This is a genomic window from Acinetobacter sp. IK40, assembly GCF_035615075.1.
In the GTDB taxonomy this organism is placed as follows: Bacteria; Pseudomonadota; Gammaproteobacteria; order Pseudomonadales; family Moraxellaceae; genus Acinetobacter; species Acinetobacter courvalinii.
Genome location: NZ_JANBOE010000003.1, coordinates 229,587 through 249,986, shown reverse-complemented (window position 1 = coordinate 249,986; position 20,400 = coordinate 229,587). Strand labels below are relative to the sequence as shown.

The following is a 20,400-nucleotide window of genomic DNA, read 5'->3' as shown; positions in this document are numbered from 1 at the left end:
AAATGCTACAAATGACTCATGTAATTTACCAAAATTGCATGAGTTTTTTATTTAAATTCCGCATAATGAGCGGGAATCAAATTGTCAATTATGGTCTCGGATGGCGCAGCAAAACGCAGTACAGCAAACCCCGTTCTGGTATAACTTTCTACTGACGTGTCTCAAACCGTTATATCGTTGGAAAATCAAACAGCGGGCGGAAAGTGATGCACTGTTTCAGCAGGAATGTCTTGAGCGTTTTGGTCCATTCCAGCCCGTCAAAAATACGGGTGCAATCTGGTTTCATGTTGTTTCAGTGGGGGAAACCAATGCCGCCCAGCCTTTAATTGAGCATTATTTAAAATTAGGCCACCCCGTTTTGGTCACCAATACCACCAAGACCGGGCAGGCACGGGCAAAATCACTGTTTCAAAAAGCATCCTATTTGGATTTATTTCAGGCAGTGTATCTGCCTGTGGATCAGAAGCCCTTACTCAAACAGTTTTTTCAGCGTTATCAACCGAAAATACTGGCTTTGGTTGAAACCGAAATCTGGCCGAACCTGATTGCCGAAGCCAAACAACAGCAGATTCCTTGTATTCTATTAAATGCCCGCCTTTCTGAAAAATCGGCTCAAGGTTACGCTAAAGTTCGTCGTTTAACCCGGCCCATGTTGCAACAGTTGACCTGGATGCTGGCTCAAGATGAAGCTACGCAACAACGTTATGTTAGCTTGGGATTTGATCAGGCTAACAGTCAGGTGGTCGGCAATATTAAATTTGACATTACCGCGCCAGAACATTTTGTCGCGCAAGCACGGCAACTCAAACAGGATTGGCCATTGTCGGGACGTCAGATCATCACGCTGGCCAGTACTCATGCGCCTGAAGAACAAAGCCTGTTGCAACAGTTGCAACCGCATTTAAATTCAAATCCGGATTTACTCTGTATCGTGGTGCCACGACACCCGGAACGCTTTGATGAGGTGTTTCAAGTTTGCCAGCGTCTAAATTTGAAAACGCAACGCCGTAGTTTACAACAGCCGGTTCAGGCGGATACCCAAGTCTTTCTTGCTGACAGCATGGGCGAAATGTGGCTGTGGTATGGCTTGAGTCAAGCCTGTTTTGTTGGTGGTTCACTGAATGAGCCAGGTGGCGGACATAATATCTTAGAGCCAATGGTGCTGGATGTGCCGACCGTGATTGGACCACGATACTTTAATTTTCAAACGATTGTGGATGAGTTCGTGGCTGAACAAGCGATCCTGATCGGTGAGGATGCAGCGCAGGTGGTACAGCAGTTATTGAGTTGTCTGGAGAATTCTGTACACGTCTCGCAACGAGTTGAACGTGCACAACAGGTGTTGCAACGCAATCAGGGTTCCTTACAAAAACATATTCAGTTACTTGATCATTATTTAGCACAAGCCGCTTTGCCATGAATATCGTTTTACTTGACCCCGAGCAGATTGCTGGTAGTGATGCATGGAAAATTGAGTCCCCCCGTCAATTACAGCATTTACGGCAGCATCTTGATTTAAAAATTGGCGATACCTTGAAAGTGGGCATCCGCCAAGGACCGCGTTATCTTAGCGAAGTGTTGGAGATTTCAGAGCAGTGCATTCTGGTGAAACCTGTTCGGCTAGAAACCGTTCCGGAAAAGTTGCCTGTGCATTTGATTCTTGCCTTGCCTCGCCCCAAAGTCCTGCGTCGTATCATTATGGATGCCGTGACGATCGGTGTTGAACGGATTAGCCTGATTCATAGTTATCGGGTGGATAAAAGTTACTGGCAAACACCATTCTTACAACAGCTGGATGATTATGTAACTCTGGGTCTGGAGCAGGCAGGCGATACCATTGCACCTGAGATCCAATTATATAAACGTTTTAAGCCCTTTGTTGAAGATGTCTTGCCGACCTGGATCAATGCCGAGCGACCTGCTTATGTGGCGCATCCCTATGCAGAACATCACATGCCTTATGCGATTCAGCAGGGCTGTAGCCTGATCGTGGGGCCAGAGGGTGGATTTATTCCCTATGAGGTTGATCTACTCAAAAAAAACGGCTGCCAGGCAATGAGCATCGGCAACCGGATTTTGCGGACTGAAACAGCCGTATCGAATATTTTAGGTCGATTGTTTGTCTGAGGAATCGGCCTGTTCAGATTGATCGCCACGATAGACTTTGACTTCCTGTACCGGGTAGGGAATAGAGATACCTTTCTCGTCAAATGCAGTAACCACCTGTTCCTGAATTTCACTGATTGAGGTGGAGGTCGAGGTTTCGGTGGTATTGACCCACCAGCGTACGGTCAGGTTAATCGAAAAATCTGCAAGCGCCGTGACATTAACAGAGAAACCGGGCTGGCTGAGTACATTCAGGTTGCGATCCAGAATATCCAGAATGATCTGCTTGGCCTTTTGCATATCGTCTTCATAGCCAATGCCGACCACAAATTCGCAACGACGGCGCTGGTAGGCATTATTGACTGTGACCGCGCTGGTATAGACGGTTGCATTCGGAATCACGATACGGCGGCCATCAGGCGAACGTAAAAAAGTCGCGCGAATCTGGATATCTTCGACATTACCTTCCAGACCATTGACCACAATATCATCGCCAATACGGAATGGTTCACTGATCAGAATCAGGATACCTGACAGCAAGTTCTGGAAAATATCCTTAAAGGCAAAACCAATCGCAACCGAACCAATCCCCAAGGCACCAATCAGCTGGCTGGGGGTGAAGCCAGGAATGGCGATGACCAGTGCAATCAGGAAGCCGAAAAAGATAATAAAGGTGCTGCCGACGCGATTCAGGACCAGCACCAGATTCTGACGGGTATAGCTGCGATTTTCTAAAGTCTTGCGAATAAACAGTTTAAATAATTTGGTCAGAAGCCAGAAAATGACGAAAACCGTAATCGCGATCCCGATATAAGGCAAACGCTCCCAAAAGCTATCCATGATTTTATCAATCGTGGTATAGGCATCGTGATATTTTTCAGTATGAGCGAGTACGGTCTGGGTGGTTTTGGTGCCTGCCTGATGAATCAGCTCACCCGTATCTCTTGCCACTTCAGTCAATGTTGTTTGTTCATTTGCCACAGGAAAATCTCTATTTCGCAAAGGATGGAGTCAGTGAGGGAAGCAATCATAATGAATTTCTTGCGAATACGCATGCATAATTCATAGACCTGATCCCTCTAATTATCCGCTACCTTTTGTTATGTTCTAGAAATAATCGGTTGTATTTTGAATCATTTGTGTTGGGGCTTCCCACAGGTCTGGACTGGCAAAATAATAAGCAAAAGTAAACAGGCCAAACATCATCAATACTGTGACCAGAATCATGAGCCAGGCCAGCAGTTTTTCCCAGCCACGTGATGGACGTACCTCACCATAGTCATTGCGATGTGGCGTGCCCGGTGCCAGTAACACATATAAGGTAAAAAAGAACTGCAGCAGAGGTACTAGCATCAGCAGGCTGAGCCAGCCTGTTTTATTTAGGTCATGTAAACGACGGATCAAGAACACAATTTGGAAATACATTGCCACCAACCACAATGCGATCAGGGCAAAGACCGAAAAGCCTGAAAAGGCCGACATTATCGCAGCATCAATATTGACCTGATTCATGCTAAAAAGCCCGGTAAATGCAAACAGGCCAAGAAAAGCAGCCATGCACAGCAGACTGAGTAATCCGTACCAGCCAATATAGCTCAGGCGATTAAAACGGCCGTTTGGCGACAGCGGATGGTCGTTTAGTGGTGGGGATGAGGTCGGGGTATCGGGGTTGAACATAGGTGGATCCTGTTTTTTTGTTTATTAAATCTTTTAAGCTTGCTGCAATGATCAAAATAATCACTTATTTTAAAAAGAAAAAGCATAGACAAGCAGTTCAGATTTAAATTATTTTGAGTAAATTTTTGAAAATAAATGAGGGACTGTTGACACTTCAGCCATGCATTGAGAGCTTTAGCTTGCAAGGTGAAATGTTAACAGCCCCTAGTCGTAACAGAATAACATTCCTACGACCAAAGCCGCATTGTTTGCACTTGTAAATGATGCACATACTGCTAAAGAGAACAAAACATATCCAGAAGAATAGATGAGAGCATCTAGGATATGAAATAAAAGACCAAGGAAGTAAGCTATGAAAGAAATCTACCCAGTGCCTGATAAATTCAAAGAAACGGCAAGAATCTCGGAAGCAGACTATTTCAAACATTATCAGGAATCGATTGAGCAGCCCGAAGCATTTTGGGCAGAAGAAGCAAAAAATATTGACTGGATCAAACCGTTTACTCAGGTAAAAAATACCAGTTTTCAGCAAGATAATTTTAAAATCGAATGGTTTGCAGATGGTGAACTGAATGTCTCTGCAAACTGTTTGGACCGCCATCTTAAGGATAATCCATTAAAGCCAGCGATTATCTGGGAAGGTGATCACCCATCACGTCACAAGATCATTTCTTTTGTAGAACTGCATGATGAAGTGTGCCGCTTTGCCAATGTCTTGAAAAAACACGGGATCAGCAAAGGCGATCGTGTGGTGCTGTATATGCCGATGGTGCCAGAAGCCGCAATTGCGATGTTGGCCTGTGCACGGATTGGTGCAGTGCATTGTGTGGTATTCGGTGGCTTCTCGCCAGATTCACTGGCCAGCCGGATTGAAGACAGTCAGGCCAAACTGGTGATTACTGCCGATGCCGGCATGCGTGGGGGCAAGTTGCTGCCATTGAAAGAAAATGTTGATGCCGCATTAGAGATTGCAGGAACTGAAAGCGTGCAGAATGTGATTGTGGTGCATCGTACCGGTAATCCGATTCAGTTTAATGCAGCACGTGATATCTGGTATCACCTTGCCATTATGGAAGTGGATGAGCATTGTCCACCTGAGCCCATGAAAGCGGAAGATCCATTATTTATTCTGTATACCTCGGGTTCGACCGGTAAACCTAAAGGTGTGTTGCATACCACCGGCGGTTATCTGGTTTATGTCAACAGTACCTTTAGAGAAATCTTTGATTTAAAAGAAGATGATGTGTACTGGTGTACCGCAGATGTGGGCTGGATCACCGGACACAGTTACCTGCTTTATGGTCCACTCAGTAATGCCACCACAACCGTGATGTTTGAAGGCATTCCGCAATATCCGACCTGGGCGCGTATCGGGCATGTGATTGATAAGCACAACATCACTATTCTGTATACTGCACCCACTGCAATTCGTGCCATGATGCGCGAAGGTGATGCCTATGTGCGTGAAAGTGATCGCAGTAGCTTGCGCTTACTCGGTTCTGTCGGGGAGCCGATCAACCCTGAGGCATGGAACTGGTACCATGAAGTCGTCGGTGAGGGACGTTGTCCAATTGTCGATACCTGGTGGCAAACTGAAACAGGTGGCATCCTGATTTCGCCATTACCTGGAGCAACTGCACTTAAACCGGGTTCAGCGACACGTCCATTCTTTGGGGTGCAACCTGCCTTGGTGGATGGTGAAGGCAATGAACTTGAGGGTGCGACTGAAGGGAATCTGGTGATTAAAGATTCTTGGCCGGGCCAGATGCGTACCATTTGGGGCGACCCTGAACGCTTTATTGAGGCCTATTTCTCGACCTTTAAAGGCAATTATTTCACCGGTGATGGCGCGCGTCGGGATGAAGATGGCTATTACTGGATTACCGGACGTGTTGATGACGTGCTTAACGTCTCTGGGCACCGCCTCGGTACGGCTGAAATCGAGAGTGCGTTGGTTGCCCATGAAGCAGTTGCTGAGGCGGCTGTGGTCGGCATGCCGCATGAGATCAAGGGACAGGGCATATGTACCTTCGTCACCTTGCAGGCCGATGTTGAAGAATCGGAAGAACTGCGTAAGGAGTTGGTGAACTGGGTGCGTAAAGTGCTTGGGCCGGTTGCCACTCCTGATGCCTTACATTGGGCACCAGCCTTGCCAAAAACACGTTCAGGTAAAATTATGCGCCGTATCTTGAGAAAGATTGCTGCCAATGAACTGGATACACTTGGTGATACCTCAACACTGGCAGAGCCTGCGGTGGTGGATCATTTGATTGCAACGGTGTACCCGAACCGATAACCATGTTTGAATTGAAGAAGAGCGTTATCGAACGCTCTTTTTTTATATATCTTATTTAATGCTGTGCTAAAAAATCAGCCGTATTTTGTACCGTAGCAAAGAAACTCAGTGCCGATAAAAATGCAGTTTGGACATCTGCTGCTTTTACTGTTTTACCGTCATATTCGAGATCACGGGTTGCAGTGGCATCTGCAATCACAATCGGTTGATAGCCCAGCTCTTTGGCAGCACGTGTGCCCGAATCAATACATACATGGGTCATCATGCCCGTAATCACCAGTTGCTCAACCTGATGCTGTTCAAGAATGGCTTGTAGATCGGTTTCTACAAAGCTATTTGGAACATGCTTTTCCACGATAATCGAGTGATTGTTTACTTTTAACTGTGGATGTAGTTCAGCACCGACAGTATTTTCCTGAAAAAAGCTGGCAGTGGCCGGGCTAATATGTTGGATATAAATAATGGGTAAATTGTGCTGGATAAAATAATCTTCCAGCTTGTTGGTTTGTGCCAGTGCTAGATCTGGATTGACCAGTTCCATTTTGCCATGTTTAAAATAATCATTTTGCACATCGATAATCAGCAGGGCTTGTTTCATGGTTTTACTTCCAGTGTTAAGTTAAAACAAGAGTAGGGCAAGCGTGAAAAATCGGCTATATTCAGGTGAAAGCATTGTTGCCGGTTTTCTTTCGTCATGAAAAAATGAATATTGAACTTGATCCCATCGACTTAAAAATTATTGAATTGCTGAAACAGGATTCACGGTTAAGCCATAAACAAATTGGCCAGCGGGTGCATCGTACAGGGCAAGCTGTGGGGGCACGTATTGCCCAATTGATGGATGCTGGCATCATTAAAAATTACACCATTGCCCTTCAATATGAACACAAGCAGTTTATTCAACTGTTTATGAATGATCAGCAGGCCTTTATTGAGGTTGAGCACTTGGTCAAACAATATGATCAGGTCGATGAATGCTTCAAGATTCTTGGTAATGCCTGTTACATGATTGTCAGTCACTTTAATCCTGCGCAGTTGAATGATTTCATTGAGCAGTTGTCCAAATGGTGCCGTTATTCGGTTGAAACGGTGATGCGGGAAATTGCAACCACTTAAAATAAAAGACCCCAAGCCGAGTCTTGGGGGAGAGAATTTGCCCTATCTTTTCTTTTTCTTCTTGTTTCCTACTTAAGATTAAGCTGATTTTTCGATCAATAACGTCTCCTGTTGTTGCTCCAGTTGACGAACCAGCGGTAAGACTTTCTCGCCGAAATATTCGACTTCCTCAATAAAATGCAGAAAGCCAGAAAGAACCAGATCAACGCCCACCTGTTTTAAGGCCACAATCCGTTCTGCAATCTGTTGCGGTGTGCCAATCAGGTTGGTTTTAAAGCCATCGTTATATTGCACCAGATCATCAAAGGTCGATTTGGCCCAATTGCCTTCACGTTCAGGCGCAGCTGCGCCCGCTTCACGTGTGGCGTCTCCAAAAGCATTGACGGCTTCAACATTGGCCTGAGCAATAATTTCATTCAGCACTGCTTTGGCTTCTGCTTCAGTATCACGGGCGATAATAAATGCATTGACGCCAATTTTGACCTGACGATTTTCCAGTTTGGCTTTTGTCCGGACATCCTCAATCTGTTTTTTGATTTCTGCAACGCTGTTGCCATTGGTAAAGTACCAGTCGGACACACGCGCTGCCATATCACGCGCAGCACGCGAGCTACCGCCTTGAAATACTTCGATATGGGGTTGTTGCAGTGGTTTTGGTTTGAGGGTGTAATTCTGGAACTGGTAATATTTGCCGTCAAAACTATAGTTGTCTGTGGTCCAGATACCTTTGAGGGTACGGATAAACTCTTCCGAGCGTACATAGCGTTGATCATGTTCAGGCCACGGTTCGCCAATGGCATCGAACTCACCACGGAACCAGCCGCTGACCACATTAATGGCAATCCGCCCTTGGGTCAGATAGTCAATGGTGGCCAGCTGTTTAGCTGCAAGTACGGGTTTCCAGGGGCCAGGCAGGATGGCTGCGATGACTTTGAGCTTTTCAGTTTTTGCCAACAAGGCATGACTAAAACTGACCGATTCATGTTGATATTCAGCGCCGTATCCCGCGGTAAAACGGATCTGGGTCAGCGCATATTCAAAACCGTTTCGTTCTGCAGCCTGTGCCAGACGCACATTATAATCATAACTCCAGTCGGTACGTTGCTCGATATTACTTACAACCAGACCACCACTTACATTGGGAACCCAATAGGCAAATTTGATTGCAGATGTTGTTATTGTCATCGTTGTACCCTCCATAAACTATGGCTTATGCGACGTGCGTTAAATTCTTTGCAGACTTGGGATGCAGGCGTGATTCAGCCACATCCAGATTCGGTACAGCAGCGGAAGGCAAGACCTCTGCCTGTTCAATCTGTTTATTAATGCCCAGGTTTTGATTGGCCTGCTCGGTTTTGGTTTTTATGGCTGCGGCACGCTGGCCTTTGGCGGGTGCCCATTCCAAAATCGGTAAAGCACGGGCAACAGCCAGAGTAACGCGATCCGCCAGTTGCTCACTTTTGACCGTATATTCAGGGGTAAAGTCCCGATCTGTCGCGTAGACGCCAATTGGTAAAGTCTGTGCCTGAAAGAAGCTAAAGAGGGGGCGTAATTGATGTTCGAGCACCAACGCATGACGGTCACTGCCTCCTGATGCAGCCAATAGGACAGGGACATCCACCAGTGCAGTCTGTTCGACAAAGTCAAAGAAGTGCTTGAACAGGCCGGTAAATGAGGCACGATAAACAGGTGTACCAACAATCAGGGCATCTGCTGCTTCGACAGCTGCCAGATCATCCTGAACCCGTTGCGGCAATTGATTACGGTAAATGGCGCCGCCCAATAATGGTCCGATTTCACTGAGTTTGACAAAATGCACCTTGATATCAATGGCTTCTGAAAGCTCATCTAAAATGGCCTGAACCAGACTTTCAGTTTTTGATGGACTATTTAAACCACCAGAAACAGCAACAATATTCAGGGGAGTCGATACGGTATTGCGATTGGACATAATAACTGCCTAAAAAGATCATTTCGAATTGCTATTTATTTATCTATATCGGCATAGGGGCTGTAAAATAAGGAAATGCTGCAAGCTTATCTTTTTTATAGATATATCGATGTAATCGCCTTCATTTAAAATGTTCCGGATTTAATCAGCTGTTTCTATTCAGAATTTTTAAACTATTTTTTGAGTTGCCTAGGATTTAAACGGGTTATATCAATATTTGATTTATTTTGCGGGAAAAAGAAATAAATCAATGCTTGTGCTTGACCTCAGCGCTAATTGAAAATAGGCTTAGACGGATTGAATTTAAATAAACATCGTACAGTGACGTACTTGCAGACAGCTTAAGCGCTTATGAATATTTTAATTGTAGACGACCATCCTCTCTTTAGACATGCCTTGATTCAAGCGGTTCGTTATAGTTTGCCTCAGGCACAGATTCAGGAGACGGCTGATGTTGATGAATTCTATGCACGCTTAGAACATGGTGCGGAACCTGATCTGGTGTTACTGGATTTAAATCTACCGGGTGCTTCCGGTTTCTCTGCTTTGGTATATGTGCGTGCACAATACCCTGCCATTCCGATTATCATCGTTTCAGCCCATGAAGAAGTGTCAATCATCCAGCGTGCCATTGCACATGGCGCTATGGGCTATATTCCGAAATCTTCACATCCAAGCCATATTGGTGAAGCAATTAAACATGTTCTGGAAGGTGAAATCTGGTTACCGCCGAATTTACCGACGCATGCCGGTTTTGACCCAAGAGCCGCGGATGAAACCGCTTTGGCAGAACGCCTGCAATCACTGACACCACAGCAGTTCCGTGTGTTGATGATGGTGGCAGAAGGTTTATTGAATAAGCAGATTGCTTATGAACTGGAAGTCTCTGAAGCAACGATTAAAGCACATGTCACGGCCATCTTCCGTAAATTGGGTGTACAGAACCGTACTCAGGCTGTCTTGGCAATCAGTGCTTTAAATATTGAAGACAAGAAGATGTAAGAGATTGAATGACAAATTCGATTTTTAATTTTATTGAAGATCAGAAAATAAAAAACCAGTTCTTTCGAACTGGTTTTTTATTATGAATTTATTGTTCTATCGCTAGAACCACAATCCAATATTAGAAACGGAACTTCGCATTTACGCCAACAGTTTGCGTATCTACATTTGCATGTAATGCATTTGCATTTACATAGCTAGCACCAACAGCAATTGCTGGAGTGATGAAGTAGTTTACGTTCGCGCCCCAAGCAGATTTGATTGGAGAGAAGTTATCGTTAGCAGGGTTTTTGCTAAAGTTTGCTTCAGCATAAGAAGCGCCAACGCTTAACTGTGGTGTTACATAAAGATCAGTTTTTAAACCGTAAGCTTGGTTTTCGCCGTATGCAAGGCCAGTTTCAAAACCAATAGCCATGTTTGTACCGTCGATGTTACCAACGTATTTCGTACGTGCAGTTACAACGTCTTGTTTATCACCAATTGTTGCTGCATCAGCAACAGCACTGAATACGCCATTTTCAACAGCTTTGTTTGCATCTAAAGCGATTTGGTCAGCAACGCGAGTATAACCTACAGCAACCAAGAAGTTAGGTAAAACCATAGCACCAAGTTCTACAGAGTAGCGGTCGCCATTGTCTTTTTCGTCTTCAAACTTAGTTTGAGAGTGGCTATATGCAGCACTTGCGTAAGCAGGTACATAAGGAGTAGGAAGATAAACTTCACCTTTCGCACCGAAAGAGTTGTTCTTAACAGTTACTGACTCATCACCGCTTAATTTTGCATAGTTGTATGCAGCAGAAACATTAGAAGCTTGGTTTAAGAAAGCCGCTTCAGCTAAAGGACCTTTAGATGCATCTACATTTTTGAAGTAGTAAGTACCTTTAGCAGCACCAGTAAAGTCTTTGTCATTTAAGTCTTTAGCTTCGATGAATTCAGATTGACCCTGAACTTCGAATTGGTATGCATGAGCGCCGGTCATGGCTAAAACTAGAGCAGTGGCTAAACCGAGTTTTTTCATAATGATTTCCAGCTTTAAAACAAGAAAGAGTAAATTTGCAGCCATTGTATTGTAACAATTTATGAAGTCAATGTAATAAATTCGTCCTTCCGATAAACGTTCAAAATGTGACTGGTTGTCGATTAAAAAGTGAACATTTAATTGAATTGTTGTCAACCATTTATAAAGTATATAACTAACAAGGAGATAAGCTTATATTTTGAGTTTTTATAGAATGTAATAGGTATGTCGTAAATAAATAGTTTGATTGGTTTGTTCGATTATTATAATCGTTTTTTTCGTTAAGTTAAGGCTTTATTTTGTCATAAAAAGGTAATTAAAAGCGTGAGCTGAAATAACCTTATTTCGATATTATGCGAAACGGTAGGCAAAAAATTGCGTTTTTTCAAGGTGGGTTAATATAACCGAAAATAGCTCATAAATCTGATTTTTAATAACCAATTAGCAAAAACGATTGGAAATTTAATTCCGATCTATTTAATCAACTTTACTTTTCGAGAAGCAATTCACATAATAATTAACAAGAGGTATCTAATTTGCATTTTAATATCTCATAACATTTTCTTGAGTATTCTGATGTTCTAAACATCAATGTTTTACTAGCTCGGCTTTCCCCAAGGCTGAGCTTTTTTTTGTCTGCAATGGCCCATTTTGTCTAGTAAATAACGCTACAGTATAGATAAATGAAAAAGCTTATAGTCATAGGTTCTTTCTGTGTTGTTCAATTTTATAGTCATGCCGAAAAAATTAAAATTACTCTTTCTATCTGTAGTTGTGATGCCCTCAATAACACTGTTGGGCTGCCAAAATATTCAGCCACACGTTCAAACTTTAGTCGCGCAGAAACAGACTGAAGATCAGATTGCAAGTGCATTTGAAAATATCCAGACCTCCGGTGTACTGGTCACCTATGATGGCAAAGCTATTCAAAAATATGGCAATGCGCTTAACCGGGCCAATCAGCGCTATATTCCGGCTTCCACCTTTAAAATGTTGAATGCCTTGATTGGTATCCAGCATCATAAGACTTCACCGAATGAAGTATTTAAATGGAATGGACAAAAGCGGGCATTTACCAGCTGGGAAAAAGACTTGACCCTGGCAGAAGCCATGCAGGCTTCGGCTGTACCTGTGTATCAGGAACTGGCGCGCCGTATCGGTCTGGAATTAATGGCTAGTGAAGTAAAACGGGTCGGGTATGGCAATCAGTCGATTGGAACGCAAGTGGATAATTTCTGGTTAGTGGGACCTTTAGAAATTACCCCTGTGGAGGAAGTAAAATTTGCCTATGCCTTGGCGAAAAAACAACTTGCATTTGACTCATCAACCCAGCAACAAGTTAAAGATATGTTGCTGATTGAAGATATTCAGGGCACCAAAATCTATGCCAAAAGTGGATGGGGCATGGATGTAAACCCTCAGGTGGGATGGTGGACAGGTTGGGTAGAACAACCCAATGGTCAGGTCACTGCATTTTCACTGAATATGGAAATGAAAAAGGCAGCACATGCAGAAGCACGTAAAGCCATTGTTTATCAGGCCCTGCAACAGCTCGGTTTAATTAGGCAATAAAATTTTATTAAAAAAAGACCCAGCTTTTAAGATCAAGCTGGGTTCGAAAAAGGATGTTTTACATTGGGGAGAAAAACATCCTTGAGGGTTTCTGGCTAATAAAAGAATTTCTCTGCTTGATTAAATTATGTTCTTTAGAAAGTAATTTGTGAAATTGATAATTTTTATTTTTAAGATAGGGTTTTTCGATTGAGAATCACAAAGCCTTTGTCATTGCAAAGGCTAGGGGAAACTAAGTTAGGTGTAGACGTTCAAAGCAAGATGGAGATTAAGTAATGAAAGGCATATGTCTCATTGAGTCTATAAAGCGATATTTTTTTATGCTCCGATTTTGAATGAGATTACCATTCATAGCGCAATCTAAATAAATGCATATCCGGTGTATGACTAGTATCTCGGGTAAAAAGACGTTCATAATCCAAACCCAGTCCATGGCTAAAGCGCAATGCCACACCAACACCATGATCCTGACGTGAGAAATTATAGCCACTGCTATATTTCAAATAATTACCCATGACATAAGGCTGAATGTATTTGATTCCATCATGGCCAATATCGAAATTATGTCCTGCATAGTATTCAAGTCCATAAGCTTCCGTATTTAAAAATTTTTCTAGTGAATCGGAATGGGCTGAAAATTCAAAATTAGGAAGAAGGTTTTTATACCAGCCTCCTCCAGCGGAGAGCATCCAGGTTCCGTCAAAATAAAACAGGGCAGAAGCAAGTAAAGTTTGGGAAAAGCGATCTGTTTCAAGATCAGACTGAAGCTGGGCCTGATTATATTTTCCCGAGATGGCCCAGCTTAGGTTTTTATTTAAATGAATATCTACAGCAATTTCCTGTCCGGATTGCCGTTGATAACGGACCGGCCCGAGCGTCGTATGGTCTTTAAATAAATAAGACGCATATACATCAATGTTGTTGATTTTGTTCTCATATCTTAAAGTTTTCGCCGCTGCCTGAGTACCATCATGATATGCAAAAGGACTCCAGGTTTGAGGCTGGGCCAGGGTGCTATAGTCCCAAAGGTCGGTTTTGCTGCCGACCACATCGTAATAAACACTATAAATCTTTCCATATTTTAAAGTGCCATAATGTGGATTTGTGATTCCCAAGTAGGCTTGCTCTGTGCTTAGGCTCTGGTCATTTTTCTGATAATGTCCTTGCCAATCCAGAATTTTGGCAGGATTAATAAAGTTTTGATAACCTGCAATCAGGTTGAACTGATCATTGATTTTATAATCCGCATTGACGTAGATACGGCTCGTCGAACTATAGCCATTTCTGCGATATTTCTGCCCTGTATTCGATGCATCGTAGTGATCAAAATTAAGTGCCTGTAGTCGCATGCTACCTTTACTGGTCAATCTCAACTGATCATGATCGGACAAGATATGCTCTTGTTTGAGCAGCTCGATTTCAGCTTGGCTAAGCGGTGAAATTAATAAATTTAAAGCAATAAAAAGCCACTGGTACTGAAGTTTAAACTTAACCATTGTTATAACATCCATGTATCAATTTAAGTTTTTGGTTTTAATAAGTGCTGAAAATATTCATCCAGAATCGTGTAGTGATTGGTCTTGTCGAGTAATTTAAAGCTGACCTGTGCTTGATCTAATCCAGACCTGTGCTGAAAATAATTTTGGCTTTGTAAAATTAATTCGTCCAGCTCCTGCTCGCCACAGTAAATACTGTAAGGCTTTGAAATAGCATGCTGTCGTAATAGCGGACTATATTGAAGAATGTCCTGTTCTGTTAAATTCAATGCCGTATTCAGATGTGTTTGCTGGATCGGTCTCAAATCATAAATACCACTGAGCAGGACGGCTTCAGTCACTATCTCATGCTGCATCCAGAGCGCTGCCAAATGCGCACCTGCGGAATGACCGACAAGTAGCACGTGCTGCGTAATCCAGGGCTGCTGCTGGATAAAGTCGAGTGCCTGCTTAACCTGTGCGACGATTTCGGCCATCGTGCTTTGTGGCGCAAGCTCATATTCGACCAATACACACTGCATGCCTTTGGCCAGTACATCTGTGGCGATAAAGGCAAAATCTGACTTATCACACCATTGCCAATAGCCGCCATGAATAAAGACCAGCGTTGTTGTCGCCTGCGCCAAGGGGAAGACATCGAGGGTTGATCGTGGAGCTTGGGCATATCGGATTTCCTGAAGGCAAGGAAAATGTTGATAGGCCAGTCTACTGCGCTGCTGGAAGGCAGCCAAAATCTCTGCCTCATTAGCTACTGTGCGAGAATTGTCATAAAGCTGCATGATTTTCTACTCGGACACTTCAGGTTTTAAGGCGAGATCGCGTTTTTTTGCCCTATGTTTCAGTGTATAAAAAAACAGGAGCACCACAATAAACGGGAGACCAAACTGCAGGGTGGATTTAAATTCCTGTGTAAACCAGGTGGTGAGGGTAATGCTCAGAATACTGAATAAACCGAGCCATGAAATCAGTTGACTGGCCGGGATCTTAAATTTTAATGTTCTGCCATTCTTGGCCATGTTTCTTCTAAAAAAGATATGCGTGACGAAAATACTGCCCCAGGTAAATAAAGCGCCAAACATGGAGAGCGCAATCATGATTGGAAAGGCTGAGGCGGGATCAAGGGTATAAACTACACTGGCGACGGCAATCCCCATTGCAGAGAGAAACAGGGCATTGATCGGTACGCCATTGGGACGGATTTTACCAAACAATTGCGGGGCATCGCCTGCCCGCGAAAGGCTAAATAGCATGCGGGTTGAAATATACAGCATACTATTCATGGCCGAGAGTGCCGCCACAATAACGATAAAATTCAGAATACTATCTGCATAAGGGATACCGACAATGCGCATGACAGTGACGAAAGGACTGGTTGCATTCTGTCCGATCAGTTCAGTCCATGGCACCAAGGCAACAATCAAAGACAATGACAGCAGATAGAATAGAATTAGGCGCAGGGCAGTACTCTTAAATGCATACTTGACTGCTTGTTCAGGATTTGCCGCTTCGCCTGCTGCAACAGCGATCATTTCAATACTCAGATAGCTGAAAATAGAAATAATCACACCCATCCAGACTCCGCTAAACCCGTTTGGAAAAAAACCGCCGTGACCGGTCAGATTCCCCATCACATGGCTACTTTGTTGGGTATTTTGGGTAAGAATACCGATCGCTAGCAGAATGAAGACAATAATGGCAAAGACCTTGATGGTAGAAAACCAGTATTCCACCAGTCCAAATGCCTTGACACTATAGGCATTGACTGCGAGCAAGGTGCCAGAAAAGAAGACGATCCAGATCCAGGCGGGTAGTTGTGGAAACCACATTTTCATATAGTCGGCAACAGCCGTGATTTCTGTGCCGACTGCGAGCACAATACAGGCCCAATAACTATAGCGAACCAGAAAGCCAGCCATGGGATTGAGATAGTGCTCGGCATAGGCACCAAATGATCCGGAAGTCGGATGTTGCACGGTCATTTCCGCTAAACAGGCCATCAGTGCAAAGGCAATCAGGCCGCCAATCGCATAACTGAGAATTACGGCTGGGCCTGCAAAACTAATTGCAAATTTACTGCCCATAAATAGCCCGGTACCAATTGCTCCGCCAATGGCAATCATGGCCATTTGGTTGGCGGAGAGTTTCTTATGTAAACCTGCTTCACGTGCTTGAATCTTGTTAAAATTATCCATTGGCGTCTCCTTGCCAGAACTTCAATCTGAAAGTGTCAGATCAGGTCACTTCACTTCTTACCAAGTAGCGTTCATTCTTCCATTCTTGTTGCTGCATAATTGCCTTGAGATGTTGCACGGCATGCCAGATATCTTCAAAGCCCAGATAAAGCGGGGTAATGCCAAAGCGCAGAACTTCAGGCTCACGGTAGTCTCCGATCACGCCACGGGCGATCAGTGCCTGAATAATTTCATAACCATGGGGATGCTGGTAGCTGACATGACTGCCACGGTATTGATGATCTTGTGGTGTGATCAGCTCAAAACCAAATTCTGAGCACTCCTGTTCGATCAATGCCATCAACAAATCGGTTAACTGAAGGGATTTTTCACGAATTTTTTGCATATCGGTTTTCAGGAAAATATCCACCCCACATTCAATCAGACTCATCGAGATAATTGGCTGGGTACCACATAGATAGCGACGGATATTGTTGGCTGGTTCATAATGTTGAGCCATATCAAAGGGTTTTTTATGCCCCCACCAGCCGGAAAGAGGTTGCCAGAATTGATCGCGATGTTTGGGATTCACCCACAGCAATGCCGGCGAACCCGGACCACCATTCAGATATTTATAGGTACAACCGATGGCAAAGTCAGTGCTGGTTTGATTGAGATCCATCGGCACGGCACCGACAGAGTGACATAAATCCCAGATGATTAAGGCCTTTTTTGCATGGATGCGCTGGTTGATGGTGGACATGTCATAGAAGTAGCCGGTGCGATAATTGACATGTGATAACACCACAACGGCAACATCTTTCTCCAGAACCTGTTCTAACTCCTTGGCACCTTCAATCAATTCAACCTGATAGCCTTGATTGATCAGGTCAATAAAACCTTCAATAATATAAATATCGGTTGGAAAGGCATCTTTTTCCGCCACAATAATTTTGCGTTGTGGGAATTGTGCGGCCTGAATCTTGACTGCGGCAGAAAGGACTTTAAACAAATTTAAAGTGGTCGAGTCCGAAATAACGGTTTCACCGGTCTTTGCGCCAATAAGTTGACCGACCTTATCACCTAAACGGGTCGGAAGTCCCCACCAGTCTGCCTTATTCCAGCTATTGATCAGGTCTTCTCCCCACTGTTGCTGAATAATATGTTGTGCATAGTTCAACGATTTTTTGGGCCTTGCCCCTAATGAATTCCCATCCAGATAAATGACGTTCTCAGGTAAGGCGAATTCGTCCTTAAAGACTTTGAGTTGATCTTGCTGATCCCAGTCCAGACATTGTTGATAGCTAATCATGATGCTTCTATCCCTGATTTTTGAAATTTTATCTTTAGATTTTATCAGTTGTTTTTTTATGATTTATTCGATAAAAACAGCAAAAAAATTCAGTTTTTCGGATATGATTTCAAATATGGCTAAATTATTAGAAGAATTGACGAAGATGAATATTGATGCAATTGACCTCAAAATTATTAACTTTTTGCAAAGAGATGCGCGCCTCAGCAATCAGGAATTAGCAGACTTGGTCAATCTCTCTCCCTCGGCCTGTCACCGTCGGGTCAAGATTATGGAAAGCCATGGCATTATTGAAAAATATCAGGCGAAAATTAATTACGAGAAATTGGGGATTAAAATTGAGGCCATTGTTGAAATAAAACTTGTGCAGCTCACTGAAACAGATCATAAATTTTTTCTTGAGCAGATTGATCAATGTGAAGAAGTGATTAATGCCTATGTGATTACGGGGGATTCGAATTATGTATTACATGTTGCAGCCAGAGACTTAAATGAATTTTCACAGTTTATAATAAATAAACTGAATAAAATTAAAGGGATAATGAGTATTAATTCCAAAATTATTCTGGATAAGGTCATTCAGAAAAGTTTACTGTAAATATGATTGGTCTTATGCAATATAAATATAAAGGAGCAGCATATTTAGATGATTTATAAATATAGTGAAATTATATAGCACATGATTAAATAAAAATTATTCTCGATAAGCTGATTAAATCAGAGAATTGATATTCAAAGATTCATCACACCTTGGTTCTTTTAACTAAAAAGCTTATTTAATCATGGTTCTGGGTTTTCAAATTCAGGTAAAATTATGCACTGTTGAAAATGCAATCGAGATCATTTTTTGAAAAAGTGTAAGGTGTGTTAATGGGGCAACACTTGAAAAGCTCGAAATTACGTTCTGAGCAAATTAGTCGGCGCCTGTTTCTCTGCATGCTTGTTATTATTTTTTCTATCTCTTATTTGTCTATTCCGCTTATTATTAATAGTTATCAAGAATATATAAGAACAAATAAAACCTTAATCGAGATCATTAGCCTGCGTAGCCTGGTGAAAACTGCCAATAAAATTTCACGGGAACGTGCTCCATCCAATAAAGTCATGTCGAGTCAGCCACAGGATCTGGCCAAAAACCGTCAGGACTTACAACAATACCGTAAGGTCGTCGACCTGCAGATAGAACAAACCATTGAGACTTTAAAACGAAATGGTTTTGGCATGATTGCCGAAGATTTGGATACCGACCTCAAGACCAAACTGGCGCAGGCGCGTAGCACGGTCGATGCTTATGCAAATACTCCAACGCCTCAGCGCACCTCGATCCAGTTTGATCGCGCCATCCTGTCTATGTTTGATGTCTGGGATGAAAGCCGAGAGTTGCTCAAATGGTTAATGGTCTTGTCTGAAAGTAAAAACAGTAAAATGTCGAACTACTTTACTTCAATCCTGATTTTAACAGATATGCGGGATCAGGCCGGGCGAGTCGCTTCCAATATTATGGCGCCTGTGACCTTTGACGAGAAAATTTCCGATGAGAATCGGGCGCGCTCCTTACAGACCCAGCATCAAGCCATTTATCTATGGGGGCTGGTGGATACCATTCAGCCTGAACAGTCCAAATCAACTGAATATGTCCGTTTGTATTTACGGGTAAAAACAGAGTTTCTGGATAAAGGCCTGCCTATTATTTCGCAGTTACTGGATGAAAGTAAAAATCATCAGGCCTACTTTATTACCGCGAACGAATTGACTGATCAGATGGTCGGTAAATTTACCACGGTCATGGATTTGCAAAACTATATTCTGGACGACAGTATTGCGGTTGCAGACGAACAAAACCGGCGTGCAAAACTGCAATTTATCTTTACCCTGTGTATTTCCAGTTTATCCTTACTGATTGCCATCTTTACCATGATTTATGCCAAGCGCAGGGTGTTTGGTCCGTTGATCAATGCACGCAATATGATTCTGCGTCTTTCCGGTAGCTCGGATGAACTGACTCAAATGCGCAAAAACAAGGAAGAGTTTTTTTCATTATTTGAAGCCATTGATAAACTCAGAGGGATGTTGAAACAGCGCGACAGCATGGAGTTGCAACTCAAGCAGATTGCGAACTCTGATGTACTGACAGGTGTGGCGAACCGTTTGGCCTTAGAGGAGTATATCGCTGCACTCGAGGCAAAAGCTGAGGGTTTGTCTCAAACTTGTGTGATCGCCATTGATATTGATAACTTTAAGTTTGTAAATGATCAGTACGGGCATATTGTCGGTGATCAGGTAATCAGCATGATTGCGGACCAGCTTAAGCGTCATGTCCGGACCTCTGACCTAATCGTGCGTTATGGCGGTGATGAGTTTCTTATTGTGCTGGAAAATATTCAGATGGATGCTGCTAAAGCGATTGCGGAAAATATCCGTGAAGGGGTTGCAGGGCAAGGTATTCTACTTTCGGGTATGGCCGACGAGATTCGGGTTTCGGTGAGTATTGGTGTTGCGATTGGGGCAAATAGCTGGTTAGCCCTGTTAGAAAAAGCAGATCAGTCGCTGTTAAAAGCCAAGGCAAAAGGCAAGAATGTAGTGGAGGGGTGATTATTTAGTATTGATTTCAATAGTAATTTTTTAGTCATTATATCTAAATTTAAAACTGCTAGCTTAGAAGAATCCAAAATATAAGACTCTA

The 20,400-nt window shown here is 43.1% G+C and carries 18 protein-coding genes; 8 read left to right on the top strand and 10 right to left on the bottom strand.

Annotation, left to right across the window (positions count from 1 at the left end; translation table 11 throughout):
• The first annotated feature begins 100 nt into the window (after positions 1 to 100).
• On the top strand, positions 101 to 1,420 hold the full coding sequence (locus MSG93_RS07515) for a 3-deoxy-D-manno-octulosonic acid transferase (RefSeq protein ID WP_324621223.1): 1,320 nt from the start codon (positions 101 to 103) through the stop codon (positions 1,418 to 1,420).
• Positions 1,417 to 2,127 (top strand): 16S rRNA (uracil(1498)-N(3))-methyltransferase, encoded by a 711-nt coding sequence (locus tag MSG93_RS07510; protein ID WP_324621221.1) that lies wholly within the window; start codon positions 1,417 to 1,419, stop codon positions 2,125 to 2,127. Before MSG93_RS07515 ends, MSG93_RS07510 begins: the two co-directional genes overlap by 4 nt.
• Here the strand turns inward: MSG93_RS07510 and MSG93_RS07505 are convergent.
• A complete protein-coding gene (locus MSG93_RS07505; RefSeq protein WP_032868458.1) occupies positions 2,107 to 3,087 on the bottom strand; it encodes a mechanosensitive ion channel family protein in 981 nt (326 codons plus the stop codon). The genes MSG93_RS07510 and MSG93_RS07505 overlap by 21 nt on opposite strands.
• A gap of 126 nt (positions 3,088 to 3,213) precedes the next feature.
• A complete protein-coding gene (locus MSG93_RS07500) occupies positions 3,214 to 3,783 on the bottom strand; it encodes a DUF805 domain-containing protein (protein WP_005227871.1) in 570 nt (189 codons plus the stop codon).
• A 352-nt stretch (positions 3,784 to 4,135) separates the two neighbouring features.
• Here MSG93_RS07500 and acs point away from each other — a divergent pair, with 352 nt between their 5' ends.
• Positions 4,136 to 6,079: an acetate--CoA ligase gene (acs, locus tag MSG93_RS07495; protein WP_324621220.1), complete on the top strand. Its 1,944-nt coding sequence runs from the start codon at positions 4,136 to 4,138 to the stop codon at positions 6,077 to 6,079.
• A gap of 55 nt (positions 6,080 to 6,134) precedes the next feature.
• Here the strand turns inward: acs and MSG93_RS07490 are convergent, their stop codons facing one another.
• Positions 6,135 to 6,677 (bottom strand): cysteine hydrolase family protein, encoded by a 543-nt coding sequence (locus MSG93_RS07490; protein WP_324621219.1) that lies wholly within the window; start codon positions 6,675 to 6,677, stop codon positions 6,135 to 6,137.
• Between the two features lie 104 nt (positions 6,678 to 6,781).
• Here MSG93_RS07490 and MSG93_RS07485 point away from each other — a divergent pair, with 104 nt between their 5' ends.
• Positions 6,782 to 7,195 carry an Lrp/AsnC family transcriptional regulator gene (locus MSG93_RS07485; RefSeq protein WP_032868735.1) on the top strand — a complete coding sequence of 138 codons (414 nt, stop codon included), beginning with the start codon at positions 6,782 to 6,784 and terminating at the stop codon, positions 7,193 to 7,195.
• Positions 7,196 to 7,273: 78 nt separating this feature from the next.
• Here MSG93_RS07485 and sfnG read toward each other — a convergent pair whose 3' ends face one another.
• Together sfnG and msuE are read right to left on the bottom strand one after the other, a co-directional pair.
• Positions 7,274 to 8,380: a dimethylsulfone monooxygenase SfnG gene (gene sfnG, locus MSG93_RS07480; RefSeq protein WP_005227866.1), complete on the bottom strand. Its 1,107-nt coding sequence runs from the start codon at positions 8,378 to 8,380 to the stop codon at positions 7,274 to 7,276.
• 25 nt (positions 8,381 to 8,405) lie between these two features.
• The gene (msuE, locus tag MSG93_RS07475) at positions 8,406 to 9,146 is read right to left on the bottom strand and encodes an FMN reductase (protein WP_005282455.1); all 741 of its coding nucleotides are present in this window, start codon (positions 9,144 to 9,146) and stop codon (positions 8,406 to 8,408) included.
• 351 nt (positions 9,147 to 9,497) lie between these two features.
• On the opposite strand from msuE, the gene MSG93_RS07470 reads away from it, so the two are divergent.
• Positions 9,498 to 10,148 (top strand): response regulator, encoded by a 651-nt coding sequence (locus MSG93_RS07470; protein ID WP_005227861.1) that lies wholly within the window; start codon positions 9,498 to 9,500, stop codon positions 10,146 to 10,148.
• A gap of 121 nt (positions 10,149 to 10,269) precedes the next feature.
• Here MSG93_RS07470 and omp33-36 read toward each other — a convergent pair whose 3' ends face one another.
• Positions 10,270 to 11,166 carry a porin Omp33-36 gene (gene omp33-36, locus MSG93_RS07465; RefSeq protein WP_262765912.1) on the bottom strand — a complete coding sequence of 299 codons (897 nt, stop codon included), beginning with the start codon at positions 11,164 to 11,166 and terminating at the stop codon, positions 10,270 to 10,272.
• A 735-nt stretch (positions 11,167 to 11,901) separates the two neighbouring features.
• Here omp33-36 and blaOXA point away from each other — a divergent pair.
• The gene (gene blaOXA, locus MSG93_RS07460) at positions 11,902 to 12,738 is read left to right on the top strand and encodes an OXA-294 family class D beta-lactamase (RefSeq protein ID WP_324621217.1); all 837 of its coding nucleotides are present in this window, start codon (positions 11,902 to 11,904) and stop codon (positions 12,736 to 12,738) included.
• Positions 12,739 to 13,079: 341 nt separating this feature from the next.
• Here blaOXA and MSG93_RS07455 read toward each other — a convergent pair whose 3' ends face one another.
• From MSG93_RS07455 to kynU, 4 genes are read right to left on the bottom strand one after another with little or no spacing between them, the layout of a single operon-like run.
• Positions 13,080 to 14,234, bottom strand: a complete 1,155-nt coding sequence (locus tag MSG93_RS07455) for a porin (protein ID WP_005282464.1) — start codon at positions 14,232 to 14,234, stop codon at positions 13,080 to 13,082.
• A 23-nt stretch (positions 14,235 to 14,257) separates the two neighbouring features.
• Entirely contained in the window at positions 14,258 to 15,013 is a 756-nt protein-coding gene (locus tag MSG93_RS07450; RefSeq protein ID WP_324621216.1) for an alpha/beta hydrolase, read from the bottom strand.
• A gap of 6 nt (positions 15,014 to 15,019) precedes the next feature.
• Positions 15,020 to 16,426 carry an amino acid permease gene (locus tag MSG93_RS07445; RefSeq protein ID WP_324621215.1) on the bottom strand — a complete coding sequence of 469 codons (1,407 nt, stop codon included), beginning with the start codon at positions 16,424 to 16,426 and terminating at the stop codon, positions 15,020 to 15,022.
• Between the two features lie 40 nt (positions 16,427 to 16,466).
• The gene (gene kynU, locus MSG93_RS07440; RefSeq protein WP_324621214.1) at positions 16,467 to 17,717 is read right to left on the bottom strand and encodes a kynureninase; all 1,251 of its coding nucleotides are present in this window, start codon (positions 17,715 to 17,717) and stop codon (positions 16,467 to 16,469) included.
• A 145-nt stretch (positions 17,718 to 17,862) separates the two neighbouring features.
• On the opposite strand from kynU, the gene gigD reads away from it, so the two are divergent.
• Both gigD and MSG93_RS07430 read left to right on the top strand, forming a co-directional pair.
• Positions 17,863 to 18,315: an Lrp/AsnC family transcriptional regulator GigD gene (gene gigD, locus MSG93_RS07435; RefSeq protein ID WP_032873854.1), complete on the top strand. Its 453-nt coding sequence runs from the start codon at positions 17,863 to 17,865 to the stop codon at positions 18,313 to 18,315.
• A gap of 272 nt (positions 18,316 to 18,587) precedes the next feature.
• On the top strand, positions 18,588 to 20,309 hold the full coding sequence (locus tag MSG93_RS07430; protein WP_324621213.1) for a GGDEF domain-containing protein: 1,722 nt from the start codon (positions 18,588 to 18,590) through the stop codon (positions 20,307 to 20,309).
• Positions 20,310 to 20,400: the final 91 nt, after the last annotated feature.